The 19,869-nt window shown below is 42.8% G+C and carries 15 protein-coding genes, 3 tRNA genes and 1 other annotated feature; of the genes, 12 read left to right on the top strand and 6 right to left on the bottom strand.

Annotated features, from left to right (window positions below; all coding sequences use genetic code 11):
- Window positions 1-129 precede the first annotated feature (129 nt).
- The 4 genes from ACL6C3_RS28065 to ACL6C3_RS28050 all read left to right on the top strand — a co-directional run bounded on the left by ACL6C3_RS28065 (window position 130) and on the right by ACL6C3_RS28050 (window position 1,398).
- Window positions 130-202 (top strand) — tRNA-Ala (locus ACL6C3_RS28065).
- Window positions 203-207: 5 nt separating this feature from the next.
- A tRNA-His gene (locus tag ACL6C3_RS28060) sits at window positions 208-281 on the top strand.
- Window positions 282-287: 6 nt separating this feature from the next.
- Window positions 288-370: transfer RNA gene (locus tag ACL6C3_RS28055), tRNA-Ser, on the top strand.
- 171 nt (window positions 371-541) lie between these two features.
- Window positions 542-597 (top strand) — a sequence feature (23S ribosomal RNA rRNA prediction is too short).
- Between the two features lie 354 nt (window positions 598-951).
- Window positions 952-1,398, top strand: coding sequence for an NADAR family protein (locus tag ACL6C3_RS28050; RefSeq protein WP_413163116.1), 447 nt, complete (start codon window positions 952-954; stop codon window positions 1,396-1,398).
- A 145-nt stretch (window positions 1,399-1,543) separates the two neighbouring features.
- Here the strand turns inward: ACL6C3_RS28050 and ACL6C3_RS28045 are convergent, their stop codons facing one another.
- The 3 genes from ACL6C3_RS28045 to ACL6C3_RS28035 form a co-directional block, all read right to left on the bottom strand.
- Window positions 1,544-5,485, bottom strand: coding sequence for a DUF4912 domain-containing protein (locus tag ACL6C3_RS28045; protein ID WP_413163113.1), 3,942 nt, complete (start codon window positions 5,483-5,485; stop codon window positions 1,544-1,546).
- Window positions 5,486-5,956: 471 nt separating this feature from the next.
- Window positions 5,957-6,268, bottom strand: a complete 312-nt coding sequence (locus ACL6C3_RS28040) for a DUF2973 domain-containing protein (RefSeq protein WP_413163110.1) — start codon at window positions 6,266-6,268, stop codon at window positions 5,957-5,959.
- A gap of 310 nt (window positions 6,269-6,578) precedes the next feature.
- The gene (locus tag ACL6C3_RS28035; RefSeq protein WP_413163108.1) at window positions 6,579-6,908 is read right to left on the bottom strand and encodes a DUF2605 domain-containing protein; all 330 of its coding nucleotides are present in this window, start codon (window positions 6,906-6,908) and stop codon (window positions 6,579-6,581) included.
- Window positions 6,909-7,624: 716 nt separating this feature from the next.
- On the opposite strand from ACL6C3_RS28035, the gene thrS reads away from it, so the two are divergent.
- The 3 genes from thrS to ACL6C3_RS28020 all read left to right on the top strand — a co-directional run bounded on the left by thrS (window position 7,625) and on the right by ACL6C3_RS28020 (window position 10,270).
- Entirely contained in the window at window positions 7,625-9,451 is a 1,827-nt protein-coding gene (gene thrS, locus ACL6C3_RS28030; RefSeq protein ID WP_413163106.1) for a threonine--tRNA ligase, read from the top strand.
- Between the two features lie 358 nt (window positions 9,452-9,809).
- Complete coding sequence (locus tag ACL6C3_RS28025; protein WP_413163102.1) at window positions 9,810-9,998, top strand: hypothetical protein; 189 nt, start codon at window positions 9,810-9,812, stop codon at window positions 9,996-9,998.
- Window positions 9,983-10,270 (top strand): type II toxin-antitoxin system RelE/ParE family toxin, encoded by a 288-nt coding sequence (locus ACL6C3_RS28020; RefSeq protein ID WP_413163100.1) that lies wholly within the window; start codon window positions 9,983-9,985, stop codon window positions 10,268-10,270. The genes ACL6C3_RS28025 and ACL6C3_RS28020 overlap by 16 nt, the downstream gene beginning before the upstream one ends.
- A 502-nt stretch (window positions 10,271-10,772) precedes the next feature.
- On the opposite strand, the gene ACL6C3_RS28015 is transcribed toward ACL6C3_RS28020, so the two are convergent.
- On the bottom strand, window positions 10,773-13,139 hold the full coding sequence (locus tag ACL6C3_RS28015; protein ID WP_413163097.1) for a PhoX family protein: 2,367 nt from the start codon (window positions 13,137-13,139) through the stop codon (window positions 10,773-10,775).
- Window positions 13,140-13,609: 470 nt separating this feature from the next.
- Window positions 13,610-14,245: a hypothetical protein gene (locus ACL6C3_RS28010; RefSeq protein ID WP_413163095.1), complete on the bottom strand. Its 636-nt coding sequence runs from the start codon at window positions 14,243-14,245 to the stop codon at window positions 13,610-13,612.
- A gap of 243 nt (window positions 14,246-14,488) precedes the next feature.
- Between ACL6C3_RS28010 and ACL6C3_RS28005 the strand changes: the two genes are divergently transcribed.
- The 5 genes from ACL6C3_RS28005 (at window position 14,489) to ACL6C3_RS27985 (ending at window position 18,789) form a co-directional block, all read left to right on the top strand.
- The gene (locus tag ACL6C3_RS28005) at window positions 14,489-14,926 is read left to right on the top strand and encodes a MarR family winged helix-turn-helix transcriptional regulator (protein WP_413163092.1); all 438 of its coding nucleotides are present in this window, start codon (window positions 14,489-14,491) and stop codon (window positions 14,924-14,926) included.
- Between the two features lie 38 nt (window positions 14,927-14,964).
- Window positions 14,965-16,230, top strand: coding sequence for a glycosyltransferase (locus ACL6C3_RS28000; protein WP_413163090.1), 1,266 nt, complete (start codon window positions 14,965-14,967; stop codon window positions 16,228-16,230).
- Between the two features lie 170 nt (window positions 16,231-16,400).
- A complete protein-coding gene (locus ACL6C3_RS27995) occupies window positions 16,401-16,958 on the top strand; it encodes a peroxiredoxin (protein WP_413163088.1) in 558 nt (185 codons plus the stop codon).
- A 96-nt stretch (window positions 16,959-17,054) separates the two neighbouring features.
- Window positions 17,055-17,381, top strand: coding sequence for a DUF433 domain-containing protein (locus tag ACL6C3_RS27990; protein WP_413163085.1), 327 nt, complete (start codon window positions 17,055-17,057; stop codon window positions 17,379-17,381).
- A complete protein-coding gene (locus ACL6C3_RS27985) occupies window positions 17,323-18,789 on the top strand; it encodes a Fic family protein (protein WP_413163084.1) in 1,467 nt (488 codons plus the stop codon). Before ACL6C3_RS27990 ends, ACL6C3_RS27985 begins: the two co-directional genes overlap by 59 nt.
- A 53-nt stretch (window positions 18,790-18,842) precedes the next feature.
- Here the strand turns inward: ACL6C3_RS27985 and ACL6C3_RS27980 are convergent, their stop codons facing one another.
- Window positions 18,843-19,793: an NAD-dependent epimerase/dehydratase family protein gene (locus ACL6C3_RS27980; RefSeq protein ID WP_413163081.1), complete on the bottom strand. Its 951-nt coding sequence runs from the start codon at window positions 19,791-19,793 to the stop codon at window positions 18,843-18,845.
- Window positions 19,794-19,869 lie beyond the last annotated feature (76 nt).

Below are 19,869 nucleotides of genomic sequence, written 5' to 3'. Positions count from 1 at the left end.
AACCCTTAAATCCCAAAGATTAGCATTCGATAAAATCCGGGGGTTTTGGTTGTAGGTTCCATAAAACCTTGAGGTTTCCACCCGGCTGAGTGGTCAGCACTTTAACACCTTTTAAAAATTCAAAAATAAGGGTCTGTAGCTTAATTGGGAAAGCACCAAGCTTGCAACTTGGTAGATGTCGGTTCAAGTCCGACCAGTTCCACTGCGGAGTCTGAAGTCAAAGCGGTCGAGACGCTGGTTTGTGACACCAGTAATAATGGGTTCAAGTCCCATCAGACTCCCTTTTTGGAAGATACTGCTAAATGGATGGCAACCCGTCTTGAAAACGGGAGCAGGGTAAAACCTGGGGGTTCGATTCCTCTATCTTCCGTTGTTGTTTAGCGTGAAAAACAAGGAGGTTTATTTTCTGTGAATTTACTTGAATTAGCAACCCAAATTAACTTGGCGTGACCCAACTTTTAGAGCATACATACTGAGTACGAGAGGAACGGTAACGCCGCTCAAATGCGGTGGGCGTTTGTGAACGGGGAGTGCGAAGAACCCAGGAGGTTAGCTTAGAAGTAGCTATCCTTTAAAGAGTGTGTACAAACTCACTGGCGGAGTCCCTCTAGTAACTAAGAAGGCGCATTAACGCTCTAATGACTTTCACGCTAAGTTATATCATGTCCGACTAATCAATATCATTCTGTAGGGGCGGGTTCCGAATTAATCCATGTTTTCCCACAGACAGCCTATATTAACCCGCCCCGGAGTGCCATTTTCCAGATAATTCTTGAACTCCGGGACGGGTTTATGTAAATTGTTTCTGGGAAGACACAGATTTTTGTAGAACCCGCCCCTACATCTGACTTCTGAATTATTTTGCGTAAGTTCTGATACAATTTTAGCATTTAATTAAAGATAAAATTAAATCAAATACCAATTCAATAAATCGTTTTATTTTCAACTCAAATGACGGTTTACTTTTATAGCAGTCGAGAAAACCCCTACGGTTGTTTTTCTAACTTTTCCTATCACGGCGTTGTATTAGAGGAATTGTGGTGGCCGACGAACGAACATTATTTTCAAGCCCAAAAGTTTGTGTCTACAGACCCCGAATGGTTTGAAAAAATCCGCAATGCAAAAACCCCTGCAAAATCAGCGAGAATGGGCCGCAGTCGCGAACATCCTTTACGTTCGGACTGGGAACAAGTCAAAGATGATATTATGCAAAAGGTGGTTTTGTGTAAGTTTCAAACTTATGCAGATATTCGCGAAATGTTACTTTCAACAGGTGATGAATTAATTGTTGAAAATTCACCCATTGATTATTATTGGGGTTGTGGTCAAGATGGTACTGGAAAGAATAAACTCGGTGAGATTTTAATGAATGTTCGGGAAATTTTACGTCAATCCTAACCGATTTTATATGAAGTTCATACAATCAATAAAGGGCGGGTTTATATAGGTTATCTATGGGAAATAGAAATTTATTCGGAACCCGCCCCTAAAAGACTTCTAACTTCTTAACACCCGCCCCTACAGTATTTTTCAATCCTATTGTTTAACTCGGCATTGGGTTTGAGAAAGGGTTGTTAAACATCTGCATTGTTGTCTCTAAAAAAGATAAAGGAGAGCGATCGGATCTCAGGTTAAAAAAAAAGTTTCCTCGCAAATTCTGCTCCCATGTTACTGTTCTTTGTTCGTAGTCTTCGCGATCGGAAGGATAAATAGGCGGTATACGAACATGAAGCGATCGCGCTAACATTAACCAACGCTTATTATTGGTAATATAACCAATTTCGACCAAATAATCGCGATCGCTCATGGGTACCGGAATATGCCACTCACGGGCTAATTCATCACACTCATAATATTCTACACTGTGCGGATGTTGAGTCTCCAAATCAATTTCAGTTACATCGCACACCCGCAAACCGAGTTGTTTTCCTCCCTGTTGGCGTAACTTTTCGCGATCTTCGTTGGGAATATCCCAATACACATAAACCCAGTTGGGATCTATCGGTAAAAGAACGATTTTTGTTTCCCCGTAACCTCCCGGTAAACTTGGCAACCCTTCATCGACTGCTGCTAATTTTTCGGCTGTATCGGACTGTCCGAGATTAAATTTAGTTGCAGCAATATCCGATTGAGTTTTCTCATCTAAAAACGCTTCTTCTTCGGTATTATTCGCCGTTGAAAAGGTCTCGATTGCAGGGGTTAACGCTTCATAAATTGAGGCTGAAGTTGTTGTTGCAGGTGCTTCTAACTGAGGGGTTTTTATTGGGGATGTCTTAATTTGATCGACATCATCAACGTTATCAACTAAATTCTCAACTAACGGGTTATCCGTCTCAGTTGCTTCTACTTTCGGAGAAGCTGTCTCAAATTCAGTTGTCCTTTCAACGGCTTCTGTTAAGGTGATATTTTCGTCTACTGTTTGATTTTCTGCGACTTTGTTTTCAACCGATGTTTCAATCTTGTTAACCGTCTCAGTTGCTTCTACTTTCGCAGAAACTTTACCCGGTTGACTTTTCGTTTCAACGGTTTCTGTTAAGATAATATTTTCATCGACTGTTTGATTTTCAACCGATGTAGATGACGCTTCTATCGTCTCAACTTCTTCTGTTGAAATCGCTTCTAAATCGGATTGAATTGGCGGTTGTTTAACCTCAGTAATTGTGTCGGTTTCTTCCGCTTCATTTTCTACAGAAGGTTCAATCTCATCCGTCGGTTCAGTTGTTGTTTCCTCTTGTTCTTCTTCCGCAGAATCCTCCGTTTCATCAGTAGGTTCTGGGGGTTGTTCTGGCCAAGGAAAATCCCAGGGGAAGTGAATATAAGAGGAACGAACTAATTTTAACCAACGACCTTCTTCGGTAACGTAGCCGATTTCTACAATATAATCTCGCTCTTTCATCGGAACATGAATGTATAACTCTTTAGCCGATTCCTCACATTCATATTCTTGCAAGCTGTGAGGCTTTTGAACATCCATATCGATAAAGGTTACATCATAGAAACGGAGTGCAAATTGTTGTCCTCCTTTTTGACGAAGTTTCTGTTTATCTTCGCTGAGAACATTCCAATAAGCGTATACATTCTCCGGATCATGAAGTTCAAGAATAATCCAGCTTTGATTATCCGAAAAAGATTCTTCAGAGGAAGACTCTACCACACTACTAGAAGCAACTTCCAAATTTTCGGCTTGCTTGGAAGTATCGGAAACTGTTGCTGTTTCTGGCTGAGATTTCTCTGTCTGTTTTTGAGGAATATCCGCCATTGAACTAATTGTATCTGTCGTCTGCTTGATGTCTTGTGCGTTGTCTGAGATAGAATCCGAGACCGAATCTGAACCGTTGTCTATTTCTGGAAAAGCCATTCCTGCTGTTGCTCCAACAACTCGCGTCGAACTATCTGCTCCTGAGTCTAGAGTATCAGATGTTGCTGCACTGATGTTTTCTATTTCTAGCGGTTCTGCTTCTAAACTCTCATCGACAATGGCTTCCGTCGTTTCTACTGCGGTTTCTAAATGATCGATCTCTTTGGCTTGGCTGCTATTTTCTAGAGAGTCTTCACTCAGACTCGAAACGACTCCTCCGGTTAAAGCTACACTTTTAATTTCTGTGAAACTTTGAGTTGCTATTTCTTCTGCTTCGGAAATATTTGTGATTGTTTCTTCATCGGTGGGTTTTTCTTCGGAAGGTTCTATTTCATCTGCTTCCTTGTTTGCTGTTTCGGCGATCGCAGAATTGACTGAGTTATTGCTTACTTCCTCAGATGAAACTGTTTCCGCTTGACTTTCTTCTTCTTCTCGAACCGATAAGTTTAAAAAGGTTTTTTCGAGTATTTCTGATCTTTCTGATTCTGTCAGTTGATAGTTTTCTTCGTTTTCTTCTTCTTCCAAAATCAAGGCTTCATTTTCTTCGGATTCTGATTCTGTAACGGTTAACTCGGGTTCTTCTACTTCTTCAACTAATTCGTTTGTTATCTGTTGATTTCCATTAACAATTAACAATTCCGATTCATTTTCTTCTGTTTCTGCAACCGTTAATTCCGCTTCTTCGACTGATTCAACTAATTCAACTGATTCAACTAATTCGTTTTTCTGTTGATTTCCATTAACTATTAACAGTTCTGATTCATTTTCTTCTGTTTCTGCAACCGTTAATTCCGCTTCTTCGACTGATTCAACTAATTCAACTGATTCAACTGATTCGTTTTTCTGTTGATTTCCATTAACTATTAACAGTTCTGATTCATTTTCTTCCGATTCGGTAACAGTTAATTCCGCTTCTTCGACTGATTCAACTAATTCGTTTTTCTGTTGATTTCCATTAACTATTAACAGTTCCGATTCATTTTCTTCTGTTTCTGCAACCGTTAATTCCGCTTCTTCTAATTCCGCTTCTTCGACTGATTCAACTAATTCGTTTTTCTGTTGATTTCCATTAACAATTAACAGTTCCGATTCATTTTCTTCTGTTTCGGTAACAGTTAATTCCGCTTCTTCTTCAACTTCTTCTAACTCATTTTTCTGTTGATTTCCATTAACAATTAACAGTTCTGATTCGTTTTCTTCGGATTCTGTAACGGTTAATTCCGGTTCTTCGACTTCTTCAACTAATTCGTTTGTTGTCTGTTGATTTCCATTAACCGTTTCAACTTCTAACTCATTTTCTTCGGTAATGTCTTCCCGTTCACTTTCAGGATCAACTACTTCAGGATCAACTACAGCTTTAGCCCGAACATCTGAACTATTTGTTTCTTCTATATTTGTGGGTTGTTCTAAAGATGTCGCAGTAAATTGAGCAACTTCTTCTTCTAAAGAAACCGTTTGAGTCGGCGAGGAAATTTCCGCAACAGAATCAGCCTCGGTGGTTGTTTGTGGAGTATAATTAGAAGTTAAAGACGCTTGTTTTTCCCCGTCTGAATTCATCAAAGAACCGCTCTGAGTTTCGGGTGTTGACTTAGACTTTGAAGAAAAATTTCTCAGTATCCACGTTGACAACAGGCTCAACATAATTAACAGGGGTAACAATCCCCATAACCATATAGGTATGTAGCTAACTTCCGAGTTGACAGGTATTTGTTGAGTATCCGGATATTCTTCTAGGGGTTGGGGAGATTCTTCTGTTGGGGAAGTAGACTCTTGAGAAATAATCAGTTTCGACGTGGGGTTCGCCTCCGCTATTCTAACAGGAGGAACAGTCGGACTCGTCATTATCTTGATGTCCGTTGCGATCGCTCTATTTAACGAGAATTGTCCGATCTCGAAAACAGGTTTTGAAGTCTCAACTGCGGTAACGGGGGTAAAGCCAGTCAACCCCGAAAAACTTGGGGGTTTGACCAGGTGAGTTTGATCCCCCCACTGAGTAGATTGAGGAAGCAGTAGAACAGCGATTAGAGAGTAGATAGGGGTTTGTGGCATCACGGGAAGATTAATAAGATCTGGGTTTAGCACTTCCGAAGCGATCGCACTGCTTATCTTACCACTTAAAGGTCGCATCGTCTTGTCTGTCTGAAAATCGAGCGACTGCAACTCCTGGGATCATCTTCGATCTAGGGAGGAGACCGTCGCTTCCCGCAAAGTTGAAATTGCAGTAAAGGTCGTTCCACCCGAGCCAGAGAGTCACAACAGAGGTCTTTTGTCGATCGAGAGCAACGCCCCTATCCAGCCGACAAGACCATAGATCTTTGTTGAATCTTCAGGAAGACGCGACATAATTATACACCCCGATCCGTCGATCTGGGGTGTGCGTTCAATAAGTTTTTTTCGGATGAGGGGGTCGATCAAGATTGAGGTGTGTCTCTAGTTCGTTGATTCTCGTCAGGAACTAATTTTTACAATTTTTTAACAATGTCACCCAAGTAATTCAATTGAGTGTAAACGAAACAAAAAACAACCGTCTAAATACCTAAAACTGTCCGATGAGAGCGATCGCAAACTAACATCCGAGAGACTTCAGGTTATCGAATTTTATGACTTTTCCTCGGGTGTTTCTTCAGAAGAACTGGGAGAAGATAAATACAAACTATCCAATTGATTGCGAGCCTCTTGCATAGACAAAGAACGCATCACCAGTAAAGGTTCTTTGACCACATTACCCGAATCATCTAAAAGTTCAGGATGAGGAACATTTCTAAACGCTCCCGACGAGCTACGATAGGCATTCCGGGGCATTGGGGAACGTTGAGACTCCATACCCACCACAATTAAACTGTGAATTAAATTTCGCACGGCCAAAAACGCAAGAATAGTAAAAGCCAGAATGTAAATCAAATGTAACATCTTTTTCTCCTTGTAATTTATGAGTCTACTCGTGACAGTAACAAAGATTTTTTAAAATGAATAATCAGCAAATCACAGTTGGGCTTGTTGTCATCAACTGAAATCTGCACTAAATAGATTTTGACATAATCTTACCCTCAGATAACGGAATTGAGTAATCATATCTATCTCGACAGATCCAGTCAGCAGACTATTAGATAAATTTCTCACAACTCCCAACCTTTTCCAATTGACAACTTCAGCCTCAACGATCTCCAGAGAATCTTTTGTCCGAAATACCCTCGCCTTCTAGCTGGTTTGCGACTCCTAATTAACTTTCCACGCCTTTAGACTGCTCTAAACGAAAGCGTGTAGCAATTTGCCAACATTCGGTGAGCAGCTTGTGCCAGGGCATTAATACGGTCATTTCAACGCCGACTCGGCCATCGGTGGCCTGAAACAGGGTTTTAGCCGTCGTTACTTCTTTCTGAGCTTGCTTCACCCGCTCCAGCAAATCGATTTGCTCTTCGGAACTCAAAAATGAGATTTCTTCGGTTTCCAGCAGGTTCTGCGATCGCTCAAACCAGTATTGAAAGTCTTCTAACAAGGGTTGCAGTATAGTTTTGAGCAGTTCGGGTTCAGGTAGGTTGGGACTGAGCATGAATCGTTATTCTGCGACTTACTAATATCTCATCTTAACACTCTTTAAGTTTTGTAACATTCTTTTTAAGAAATCTTTCACAATGCAGAGTTTTTCAGTCACCAGTCACCAGTGAAGACAGTTCGCAGGGGACAGACAACAGTAGGGGCGCATGGCCATGCGCCCCTACTGGCGTTAGCTACTGCCTTTTTGCCTTTTTGCTTCCCTGTCCCCTCTCTTGCAAACTGTGCTTCTGACGGAAACCGCGCCCGCCGCAAGGCAAGCGCTGTAACCTAATAACTGGTGACTCTCTTACAAACTTTGCTACCGACGGAAACCGCCGGGTCGCAAGTTTGCGCTGGTGACTGGTGAGGCAGTGCTGACTTGGCGGAATAGTCGCGAAGCAACTGCGGAACCCGGAGGGTGACTGGTAACTGTAAAACTGGTGACTGGTGACAGGTGTTGCAGCGAGGGCTTGCGCGGGTTTCCCCCATGAGCGCGTTCCTTGCGGCCCGGCGGTTTCCGCCGAGAGCGAAGTTCGCTCATAGAGCGACTGCTGAACCCGAAGGGTGACTGGTGACTGTAAAGACTGCTGTCGATCGCAACCAATAATGGTAGGATAGAGAAAAACTGTACCAATCAAAATTGAGCCAATGGAAAAATTCGGTCAGTGTCATCGAGACCGAAGCCGAATAACTCCCCTGGTCAAATTTGTAAACACCATTCTCCAGTGATCGATGGCTACCGTAGAGTCAAACGCTTCTCCCGAACAGCCCGAAAAAATCTATTTACCGAAAACCAGCGAATCGGAAACCCTCAAAAAGATTCGCCACACAACGTCTCATATCATGGCGATGGCAGTTCAGAAGCTATTTCCCAAGGCTCAGGTAACAATCGGCCCTTGGATAGAAAACGGCTTCTACTACGATTTTGACAGTCCAGAGCCATTTACCGAAAAAGATCTCAAAGCCATTCAAAAAGAAATGGCCAAAATCATCAAGCGCAAACTCCCAGTCATCCGCGAAGAAGTTTCTCGCGAAGAAGCCAAGCGCCGAATAGAAGAACTCGGAGAACCCTACAAACTTGAGATTTTAGAGGATTTACAAGATCCGATCACCCTTTACCATCTCGGGGACCAATGGTGGGATTTGTGTGCGGGTCCCCACGTGGAAAATACCGGCGATATCAATCATAAAGCCATTGAACTCGAAAATTTGGCCGGAGCCTACTGGCGAGGGGATGAAACCAAAGCCCAACTTCAGCGCATTTACGGTACCGCTTGGGAAACTCCCGAACAACTGACCGAATACAAACGGCGCAAAGAAGAAGCTTTAAAACGGGATCACCGGAAACTCGGTAAAGAGTTGGGACTGTTTATTTTTGCCGATGTCGTCGGACCCGGTTTACCGCTGTGGACCCCGAAAGGAACAATCCTACGAACCGTTTTAGAAGATTTCTTGAGAAAAGAACAGCTAAAACGGGGATATTTACCCGTCGTGACGCCCCATATTGGCCGGATTGATTTGTTTAAAACCTCTGGACATTGGCAACAGTATCGTGAAGATATGTTTCCGATGATGGCAGAAGATGAAGATGCGGCCAAGCTAGAACAGGGGTTTGTTCTCAAACCGATGAACTGTCCCTTTCATATCCAAATCTACAAGAGTGACTTGCGGTCTTACCGAGAACTTCCCATCCGACTGGCAGAATTTGGGACCGTATACCGTTATGAACAGTCGGGAGAATTGGGGGGGTTAACTCGGGTTCGAGGGTTTACCGTCGATGATTCTCATTTGTTTGTGACTCCCGAACAGCTTGATAGTGAGTTCTTAAATGTTGTAGATTTGATTTTGTCGGTTTTTGGGAAATTACAACTCAAAAACTTTAAAGCCCGACTGAGTTTCCGCGATCCGGATTCGGATAAATATATCGGTTCCGATGAAGTGTGGAATAAAGCAGAATCAGCCATTCAACGGGCGGTAGAAACTCTGGGAATGGATCATTTTCTCGGAATTGGAGAAGCAGCATTTTATGGCCCGAAACTCGACTTTATATTTCAAGATGTTTTAGATCGAGAATGGCAACTCGGAACCGTACAAGTCGATTATAATTTGCCTGAACGGTTCGATTTGGAGTATGTTGCAGAAGATGGCAATCGCAAACGACCCGTGATGATTCACCGGGCGCCCTTTGGTTCCCTCGAACGGTTGATCGGGATTTTGATCGAACAATATGCGGGAGATTTTCCCCTGTGGTTGGCGCCGGAACAAATTCGTTTATTATCGGTTAGTGATGAGTTTTTACCTTACACTCAAGAAGTGGTGCAGAAAATGCGATCGCTGGAAATTCGCGCCGAAGTTGATACGAGTCGCGAACGTTTAGGAAAGCAAATTCGCAACGCCGAAAAGGAAAAAGTACCCGTGATGGCGGTTGTGGGCGCCAAAGAAGTAGAAGCCAACAGTCTGAGTATTCGGACACGCGCTTCTGGGGAGTTGGGGACAATTGCGGTCGATGAGGTCTGTCAACGGATGCAAAACGCGATCGCCAATTTTGAAGACTTCTAAACGGCGAAAAAACACCCAAACAAATAGCTGACCAATGGCGATAAATTTGATATCATCGATTTGCGTCTATTGGTCAGTTTCAGACAGGGGTAGATTCCCGGTACAATTACCGAGTCAACTGCCTCCTCAATGGACTAGCTTCTCAACGGAAATGGTTGCTAGGCTGTCTGGTTAATTTGGGTGTCATCTGATCTGAGGGGCTGGAAATTCCCTATAACTAAAAGTTTGTCAGGTAATATTACTCTCTTTTGGGATAACAATCTCTAGAAGATTGGATTATTAGGGCAGTATTGTGCATTCTGAAATGAGGGGGATCGGGTATAATAGACCTAGACGAATTCAACTAAAACAAATTAATATGAGTCCAACCAAAAAGGAAATAGAGTCTTTGTTGAAGCATTTACCCGATGATTGTTCTCTCGAAGATGTCCAATATCACCTGTATGTAATTGAAAAGTTTCGGCATGGGATTGCTGTTTTAGATACAGCCCGAAAAATGACACAAGATGAAGCAGAAGGTTTACTGAGTAAATGGATTATCAAGTAGTTTGGTCGCCCAAAGCCTTGGATGATATTGATGCGATTGCTGCCTATATTGCCCGAGATTCTGTCTCTTACGCGGCAGCAGTGGTGCAGCGGATCATTGAGGCAACTCGTAAGTTGAATGACAATCCGCTATCGGGTAACGTCGTTCAAGAGTTTGGGGATGAAACTATTCGAGAACAATTTGCTTATACCTATCGAATTTTATATCAAGTTAAGGATGAGACTGTGACGGTGGCTGCCGTCGTGCATGGAAAACGATTATTAAAGTTATAGTTACAGCAAAAAAAACCTCTCTAATTCTAAATCAACGAGAGGGATTTCTCATTCTTGAACTGAGTTTTGAATGCTATAACCGTTCAGTATAGATAGCGATTTACAAAGACCCGGTTTCTACAAGAAGCCGGGTTTTTCATCAAATTTCAGTTGAATCAAGCCGAGTATAGACTCAAAAACTCTTGTTTCTTTTACGGTGAAATAAACCGGGTTTTTCATCAAATTTCAGTTGAATCAAGCCGAATATATAGCAGTTCGCGCTGGTTTATTGACAAATGCACGGAACTAAAAATTGCCAAAAGCCCGACTATATAAAGCTTTTTTTCCCTGTTGCCTGTTGCCTCTCTTGCAAACTTCGCTCTCTTGCGAAGTTCCTACAACGCGGGGAACCCGCGCAACGGACTTCGCGCTCTCGACGGAAACCGCCAAGTCGCGAGTTTGCGCTGTTGCCTGTTGCCTAGCGCGAAGCGCTATAGACTCAAAAACCCGGTTTTTATAAGAATTAAATAAACGCCCCACCATCTAAACGACGAATTCCTATCACCGCCGGCTTAGGTGGGCCGTTGGGGTCGCCCTCAATATTACTCGGCCAGTTACTACCCAGAGGCACCAAACGCTCTTGGGCGAACAGAGTTCCATCCAAACTCAACATCTCAATTGAACGGCTGAGTTTCACACCATTACCGATGGGGACATCCTCACCCGGATGCTGTACGGCGATAATCAGAGTATCATCTTGTCCGCTAGCATTCTTAATAAAATAAGGCCCAGTCATTTCACAGCGAGGTGGGCCGTAAGCAAAGGGAACACACTGACCCGCCATTGCACCACTCATCGGGATGTAGAATAACCAGTTATTGCCAAATACCCCAACCAGATTACTTGCAGACCCGGTTGTGGTATGATCTATCTCTCGCGCCTCGGGATTCGCCCCAGTTGTAAACCCATTGTGGTTACTGGTAGACATATCCGTAACGCCCCAGACATTCCCCTTGCTGTCAAACTCCAAGTTATCCACATTGGCAAAACCGGCCCCAGTCAATGCCCCCGTTTCTCCCCCTTTAGCAACGCTTGTCCAGGTAAACGTTAAAGCAGCCGGATCATTATTGGTTTCAGTCAGTTTAATCAAATCCCCAGAGGGTTGAGGTGCGTTAACATCAGGCGTATACTTACTCACCACAAAAATCCGAGAATCGGGATAACCATCCCCACCCGGTTCGGCATCGGTATAAGCAATAAACACTTCCCCAGTCATCGGATTAACATCCAAATCCTCTGGACGGGCAGTAGGCGTACCTCCGATTAAATTCGCCGCCGGGAAAGCATCCGCCAAAACCGCCCCTTGAGAAGTGTAGAAATCCGCTAAAGTCTTGCCTCGATAATCCGGTATCGCCGTCGCTTCGTTGTTGAGGTCAACCACCAAAGTCCCGCCATCTTCGGTTTCTCCGGCAATTCCCGCCCGTTTGGGCAAACGAACCCGACCATCTCGGAGGGCTTCTCCTCGGAACTGCAACTCAACCGATGCAATTTCACTGGGAACGTTAGGATTTGTAGGCGTTTGTAACGTTAACGCAATCCATTCCCCCGTACCATCCGGGTTAAACTTGGCAACATACAGCGTTCCCAACTCAAATAAAGAACTGTTGACGGCCGCCGTCGGCGCCTCGACTACACCCGCACTAACATATTTCCAAGTGTGGCCGCCCCGACGGTCATCTCCCATATATCCCACCACAGGACGGCCCGGTTCAACGCGAAATCCGATATTTTCGTGACGGAAACGCCCCAAACTGGTATGTTTACGGGGGCGGAAGTTGGGGTCGGCCGGCGACACTTCCACCATCCAGCCATACTTCTCACCGACTAAGCCAAATTCAGCCCCAGTGGTGCCTTCGATGTATCCGGTTTGGGTGCCGTCGGGGAGAACATCTTCTTGTACTCCCACAAAGAATTCTTCTGAACCCTGGAAGTTTTCTTCTGCGGTGAGAATGGTTCCCCAAGGGGTTGTTCCACCCGAACAGTTGTAAGCGGTTCCGATAATCCGATTTCCCAAGCCATCGGAACTTAAAGAGAAAACTTCGGTTGCAGCGGGTCCGGTCCCGATTAAGAAGTTGTTGTCTCCTTGGCGATTTCCCCAAGAAGTAACGTTTTGATAGCCGTCGCTGCGTTCGGCGTTAATTCCCAAACCCGATAAACCGTGAATCCGTCGGTTTAAAGGATCTCCCGAAACAACCTCAAAACGACCATCCGGCCCTTTTGCCAACCGGACAATTGATCCGCCCAAGTTGTAAAGAAATTCGCCCAAAGTCGCCCGGTTTTTGTTGGATAAATCGATGCCAATCACAGCCGGTGCGGTTGAAGGCGCTCCCGCCAGGTCTTCGGGGGTTCCCGGTGCAACGGGTGAGATGGGGTAGGAGACATATTCGTGGTTTACCCACAGGAAGCCTTCGGAAAAGTCGGAACTGGTGGGAATGAAGCTGGTGTAGTCGTTGTTGTAACCGAAGTAGTCGCTAGAATTCGGGAAAACGCGATCGCCCCAACTGATGATTTCATAGCGTTCGTATTCGGGAGGAACGACAACATCATCAAAACATTCGTAAAACGACAAGTTGAGGTTTTCTCCGGGTGCAAGCATTCCCATTCCCGTTGGAGTTGTACCCCCATTTCCTGCTGTCGGAACTGCGCTCGCCATCTCAGTGTATGTTTCTAGAGGATGAGGCAGTTTGACGGGTGTGAACGGGATGGTTTGGGCTTGAGCAATACTGCCGTTTGTGCCGAATAAGCGAGATTCTATTTTGGGGGTGAGTGTAGTTGCGACTGCACTACTACCAAAGAAGATTAGGAATTGCCGACGAGTGTATTTAGACATGAATTTTAACTGTTTTTTCTCTCTGATGCTGTAGAGAGGGTAGATGACCGTTTCCCACTCTCTCGGCTAGTTGAAAAGAGTCAAAAAAATTTTAGTCTCCGGAAGTGATTCCTCTGGATTTGAAAGATATATACAGATAGATACTGCTGTATGAATTGCTTGGCTGAAATCCCAGATTTGATATCGCTTACAGAGTTTTATTAACTTTTTCAACTAACACGTTAGCCTTTTGTAGCTTATTCTTTAATCTTTAAGGTCCGTTAATAAATACGTTAACTAAGAAGAAATTAAATTACAGTTAAAAATAAGTTAATTGATCCGATCTGAGATCCGATTGATTAATGTTGCGATCGCGCTCGGGGTGGGTTTATCTTAATCTTTGAGTAGTGGTAAAGATCGCAATCGAACCCACCCCTACACTTGGGATTATTGATCAGGGGGATATCATATGATATAGTTTGGCGGCTCCTTTAGTCGTCTCGAAAACCGGGATCGTTTTCTATCCTGCTACGACCCCCGCTTCGACTGGGTTCGAGTCGAATAATGTTTGGAGAGTTGGTGGGATCGGGTCGAGTCTGGGGAGAGGTGGGTTCAGGGGTTGTCTCGGTCGCTGGAGTTTGGGCGGTTGTCGGTGGTGGTGGCGGTACCGGCGAGGTTGACGGTTGAGGGCGAGTCTGTTGTGTGGTACTCTGAGGTCGGGTTCTCCGACTTGAACCGGAACCGGAGGCGGACTCGGTGGGTTTCGGTTGGTTGTAACCGAGTAAAGATTCTGAAGGGGGGAAGTATCTTGTCCACTCTGAAACTTCGCTGTTGGTTTGCCATTGACTGCGAGTGACTCTGGTTCTTAAAATGGGAACAACTTGGCTACCTCGTTCGCCAAGAATCATTATTGTCATTGATTCCAAAGTCGAGTTTTCTTTAAAGGCTTGTTCGATAGATTGTTTGGCTAGGGTTTCTGCTTTTTTAATGAGTGCGTTATAAGATTGACTGTTAGCATCTATCGTGAGATTACGTTCATTAACTTCTGTAAGAGCAATAGAACTCCACATCCAAAAGGTACTCAGAGTGAGAATAGTAATTTTTAAGAATTGATTGAAAACCCACATGGAATCGCTTAGATTTTTACAATATCAAACAAAATGACAATAGCAACTCAACATTAAATTCTTGTTAAAATACGGTTAAGTTAATCTTGTAACCGATGACTTGGGTAATAGATGGATTAAATAGAGGTTTGAAAGGTGAATAGAATTATAACGGAACGGTTGAACATTACGAAGTTGTCTTTCATCACTCCAATATTGAATCGCTAACGCCATAACAATACCCATCCACACTAACTGCTGAAAATGGAAGAAATTTTAATTGAATTTGTTAACACACTTGATTCGTTATTTAAAAAACTGCAAGAGGAAGCAGGAAACAGTGCTGGTATTTCGCAGTTAACTATCAGCCAATTTCAATATATTGATGCAATTCATCAGCTTGGAGAACCCACCATTACAGAAGTTGCAGAAAAGCTGGCAATTACCAAAGCTTCAGTCACCGCAGGGATTAACAAGCTGACTCAAAGGGGATATGTCACGAAAACCCAGTCCCGTGAGGATAAACGGGTTTTTCGGGTCAGTTTGACAGAAAAAGGTATGCAGCTAGTTAACGCCAAATATCAAGCGTTGAAGGACTATGGAGATTTTATCAGTGCCGCGCTCAGTGAAGACGAAGCCAGACAATTCCAAGCCACCATCACTAAGTTAGTCAAACTCTTTCGACAAACCGAGTCTTCCTGATCTATAATTAGTTAGTCTAACTAATTACACAAAAACCGATGTTGATCACGATGCTAGCAGTAGGTACCAGGGGAGATGTACAACCTTACATTGCTCTCGGGGTAGCACTAAAGAGGGCAGGAGACTACACGATTCGGATTGCCGCGTCTGAAAGCTTCGAGAGCCTTGTAAAGGGGTATGGATTAGAGTTTTACCCCCTTAAAGGTGATGTATCCAAAATAGGTTCCGATAGTCGTGTCCAAAAGGCGATGCAAGCCGACAACCCGCTCAAAATCATCCTCAGTTTCAACACGCTGAAATCCCTTGTTTTTGACGGGCAGAAGGATCTTTATGATGCTTGTCAAGGTTCAGACGCGATCATTTATCATCCGGGGGCTGCTATCGGGTATTTTGTCGCTCAGGATCTCAATATTCCCAGTATTCTCGCGTCGCCATTTCCGATGACACCCACACAGGACTACCCGGCACTAATTTTTTACGACTCAGTACACCTCGGAAAAAGGTTCAATTATCTCACCCATCTCCTGTTTGAACAAACGATGTGGGGGATGTCGAGATCGCCTATCAAAGAATTGTGGAAACAGAAATTTGGTTGTATTCCCCCAAATTTTAGCAATCCGTTTCGACAACAACAAACGAAACACTATCCGACGATTGTTTCTTGCAGTAATCATGTGTTTCCAAAGCCGCAGGACTGGCCTGAATCGGTCTATAACACAGGCTATTGGTTTTTAGACGAAGGGGATAATTGGCAGCCGACAAATCAGCTACAGGACTTTCTGCAAAGCGGAAAACCCCCTGTTTACGTTGGCTTCGGGAGTGTAGGCGATCCCACTCAAGCCGCTGAAACCACAGAATTAGTCATTGATGCGCTTCAACGTTCTGGCCAACGGGGTGTTTTAGCCACTCAATGGAGTGGAATGACAAAGCTTGATAGAATTCCTGACAACATATTTATGCTAGAAAGTGCGCCTCATGCTTGGTTATTTCCGAGGATGTCCGCAGTTGTTCATCATGGGGGTGCAGGAACAACGGCTGCTGGTTTAAGGGCTGGTGTACCAAGTATTTTAATTCCCCACGCCAACGATCAATTTGCTTGGGGACGACGTGTTTATGAACTCGGTGTTGGTGCCAAACCCATTCCCAGAAAAAAGCTGACTTCAGAAAAATTATCTGCGGCTATTACTTCTGTTTTGACAACAGAAATACAACAGGAAGCTAAAATATTGGGGAAAAAAATTCAGAGCGAAAATGGAGTTGAGGTAGCTGTTCAAGTGATTACTCGCTGTCTTGAACAACGATAAGGCGATCAAGTTGATAGTGCTACACCTTAAGGTTAGGACATTTTAAAGATTTAAACCTATTCACAGCTTGCTGTTGCCTCTGCATTTAAGTAGCACTATACAATATCCGATATTCATCTAAAATTCTAAGTTAGACCGCTTAAGTTATTGGTTAGATTAGGGAGTTGTAGATGGAATATTTACCTGATTTATCAAAATTACCAATTCCCCAGGATGACGGGGCGTGTAATCACCTTTTGGGTGAGAGATTACCTCAATTAACACTTACTTCTACTGGCGGTAATCAATTAGACTTATCAACTCTTTTGGGAAAGGTTGTTCTTTACTGTTATCCCATGACGAAGCAACCTAACGTACCCATACCGGATGGATGGGAACAGATACCGGGCGCTGCGGGTTGTACTTGGCAATCTTGTGCTTTTCGGGATTATCATGCTGAATTACAAACTCTGGGTGTTCAGGTATACGGACTGAGTACACAAGATTCATCATCCCAACAAGAAGCAGTTGAACGACTGCACTTGCCTTTTGGACTTCTCAGTGATGCAGATTTTCTACTGACAACCTCATTAAAATTACCCACCTTTGAAGTCAAGGGAAAACGATTAATTAAGCGACTCACCCTAATTGCAGATAATGGAAAAATTGTTAAAGTCTTTTATCCCGTTTTCCCACCCGACAAAAATGCACAAGAAGTTATAGAATGGCTCGTGCAGAATACTGTTTAAAGCAGAATGGAAACACATCAATAACAATAAGCTTAGTTAGTTTTGTGTTTGAAGATAGGCTAAAATCAGAGTAATTCCTACTACCGGATAACTGACATGGCAACCGCAGCGCGTGTTATTCATAGTGACCCTGACATCTTAGGTGGAACTCCTGTTTTTGTTGGAACTCGTGTACCCATGAAAACTCTGCTTGATTATCTCCAAGCAGGTGATTCACTCGATGAATTCTTAGATCATTTTCCCAGTGTTAAGCGCTCTCAAGCGATCGCAGCCCTTGAATTCGTCAAGGAAATTTTGAGAGTTTTAAGATATTTTAAAAACAAGATGTTACAATATTCGGAAATACTTTTCCAAACAAACATTTATGCTGTGGCAACAAATAGAAGATTTACCCTCTACCTGGAAAAATTTAGCAAGTTCTGAGTTACCACCCCTAGTGACTGTTTGGAATGAGCAAGCTGATCGTCTTCGTCAATCAGGAGAGTTCCAAGCTTTCAACGAGAAGCTGCGTAGAGAAATAGCAATTGAAACTGGAATAATTGAGCGTTTATATACAATAGATCGCGGCATCACTCGTTTGTTGATTGAGCAGGGAATTAATGAGGCATTAATTCCTCATGGAGCTACAGATCGTCCAGTTAAACAGGTGGTTTCTCTTATTAAAGATCAAGAGGCTGCAATTGAAGGATTGTTTGATTTTGTCGGTGGACAAAGGACACTATCAACTTTCTATATCAAGCAGTTACATCAACTTTTAACTCAGAGTCAGGATAGTACAGAAGCTTTAGACTCATTTACAGGAAATATATTTCGTGTTTCTTTAATAAAAGGTGACTGGAAACGTCAACCTAATAACCCTCTGCGACCAGATGGTTCTGTTCATGAGTATTGTCCTCCTGAACAGGTTGCATCTGAGATGGATAGACTAATTGAATTACATCATCAACATCGCGATCAAAAAGTTCCTCCTGAGATTGAAGCGGCATGGTTACATCATCGATTTACTCAAATTCATCCCTTTCAGGATGGAAATGGTCGTGTAGCTCGGTGTTTAGCTAGTTTAGTATTTATCCAAGCCAGTTGGTTTCCTTTGGTTCTTACTCGTGATGATCGAGCAGTTTACATCACGGCTTTAGAAGAAGCGGATCAAGGTAATCTATCCAGTCTCATTAATCTATTTGCCAAAAGTCAAAAGCAAGCTTTTTTAAGAAGTCTAGGGCTGTCAGAACAAGTTTTATCAAAGGCACGACGAACTCAAGTTATCATTTCTTCTATTGCTGAAAAATTAAAGCGAAATCAGTCAGCATCTATTCAGGAAAGGTGTAAGAAAGCAGAAAGCTTTGCTACAAATTTGTTTGATATAGCTGTTAATCGCCTAGAAGATGTTGCTGATGAAATTAAGCTATCTGTTCAGAATTTTATAGATGACGCACAGGTTTTTACGATTTCTTCCCCTCTTGGCGATTCTCGCTCATATTACCATCGTTACCAAGTTGTGGAAACAGCTAAACAGTTGGGGTACTTTGCCAATATTCGGAACTACCATACTTGGATTCAATTAGTTATTAATGTAGAAACATCAACTACGCTTCTTCTCTCATTTCATGTTCTTGGACATGAATACCGGGGACTACTTGTTTGTACTGCCTGTGCCTATCATAGGGATGATTCTGAAGAAGGTGAGCGGAATATTAGTGAGATTCAGTCTTTAACAGATTCTCCGTTTCAGTTTTCTTATGCAGATGAAGAAGATAATTTAGTAGAACGTTTCAAGCAGTGGTTAGAAGACATAATAGTAACTGGTTTAGAGTATTGGAATAAAAGTATTTGAGGGAAAGTTTGGAACAGTCGATAGGCAAAAGCTGCTAGATTTAAAAATATTAGTTATTTCTTTGAACTCTGTTTTAAAATATCTGTGAGTGTTGGATAAGAGGGTTGAACGTTAAAAACAGAAGGATTAACAGGGTTTTGGTAGGTAAAATAACGATAATTTAAACAAAATCTATCCCAGTCTGCCATTTGAATTTTAAAGACTTTAATAACAATATTGGTGAGTCCGGGAGATAAATTAAAGCGAAAATAGATGTTTTTATGATAAAACTTACAAATTTCTTCGACGGTTTCGTTAACAGTAATTGCTGAATTTCCTAAAATAATTTGTTCGGTTTCCGATGAATTTGGGGGATGGTTAACGAGATAAAATACAACTTTGGCGATGTCTTCGGCGTGGATAAAATGAAAACCCCCATCCGCTTTTAACCAACGAATTAAATCCAGCCATTTGACCACATCCGGTAAACCCGAAGATAGATGAGAATAGGGTTTATTTGAATCTCCTCCCAAGACGAACGTTGGAAATAATATTTTCAAAGGCGGTAAGGTTTGTTGAAGGTCTAATAATTGACGCAAACATTCGTATTTTGAACGAATATAATCCGTTCCAATTTCCCCCGCTTCTTTTAACATTTGATTATCCCGACCCAAAACACTCGCCGTTGAAAAGTAGAGAATTTGTTCGCAAGTTTCGGGGTTTAGATGTTTAATTAAGTTCAATGTACTGTTAACATTTACCTCAAAAACTTCCTCAAGTCCTCCCCAAGAAGTCGCGGCTAAAATTGCAATATTAATTGTGGGTAAAAGTTCGCTATATTGTTGAATATCTCGCAGATCGGCTTGAATAATAAAAATACCCGGACGGGCTGTATAATCAAACCCCAACTTATCTGGGTTGCGAACCAAAAAATACAGTTCATAATCCGTTTGTTGAATCAGAATTTCAGCAATATAGTGACCGATACAGCCACTCGCGCCGGTGATTAAAATTCGTTTGGTCATAAACAAAATAAAAGAACTAACGGATAGATTTTAAGCCAAACTCGAAAATGCTATCCGTCATTCTTCAGCCTTTGAA

Origin of the sequence: Capilliphycus salinus ALCB114379, from assembly GCF_047276495.1 — a bacterium.
In the GTDB taxonomy this organism is placed as follows: Bacteria; Cyanobacteriota; Cyanobacteriia; order Cyanobacteriales; family Microcoleaceae; genus Capilliphycus; species Capilliphycus salinus.
The sequence above is the reverse complement of the archived record's forward strand: the minus strand, read 5'-3'. Positions and strand labels throughout refer to the sequence as shown.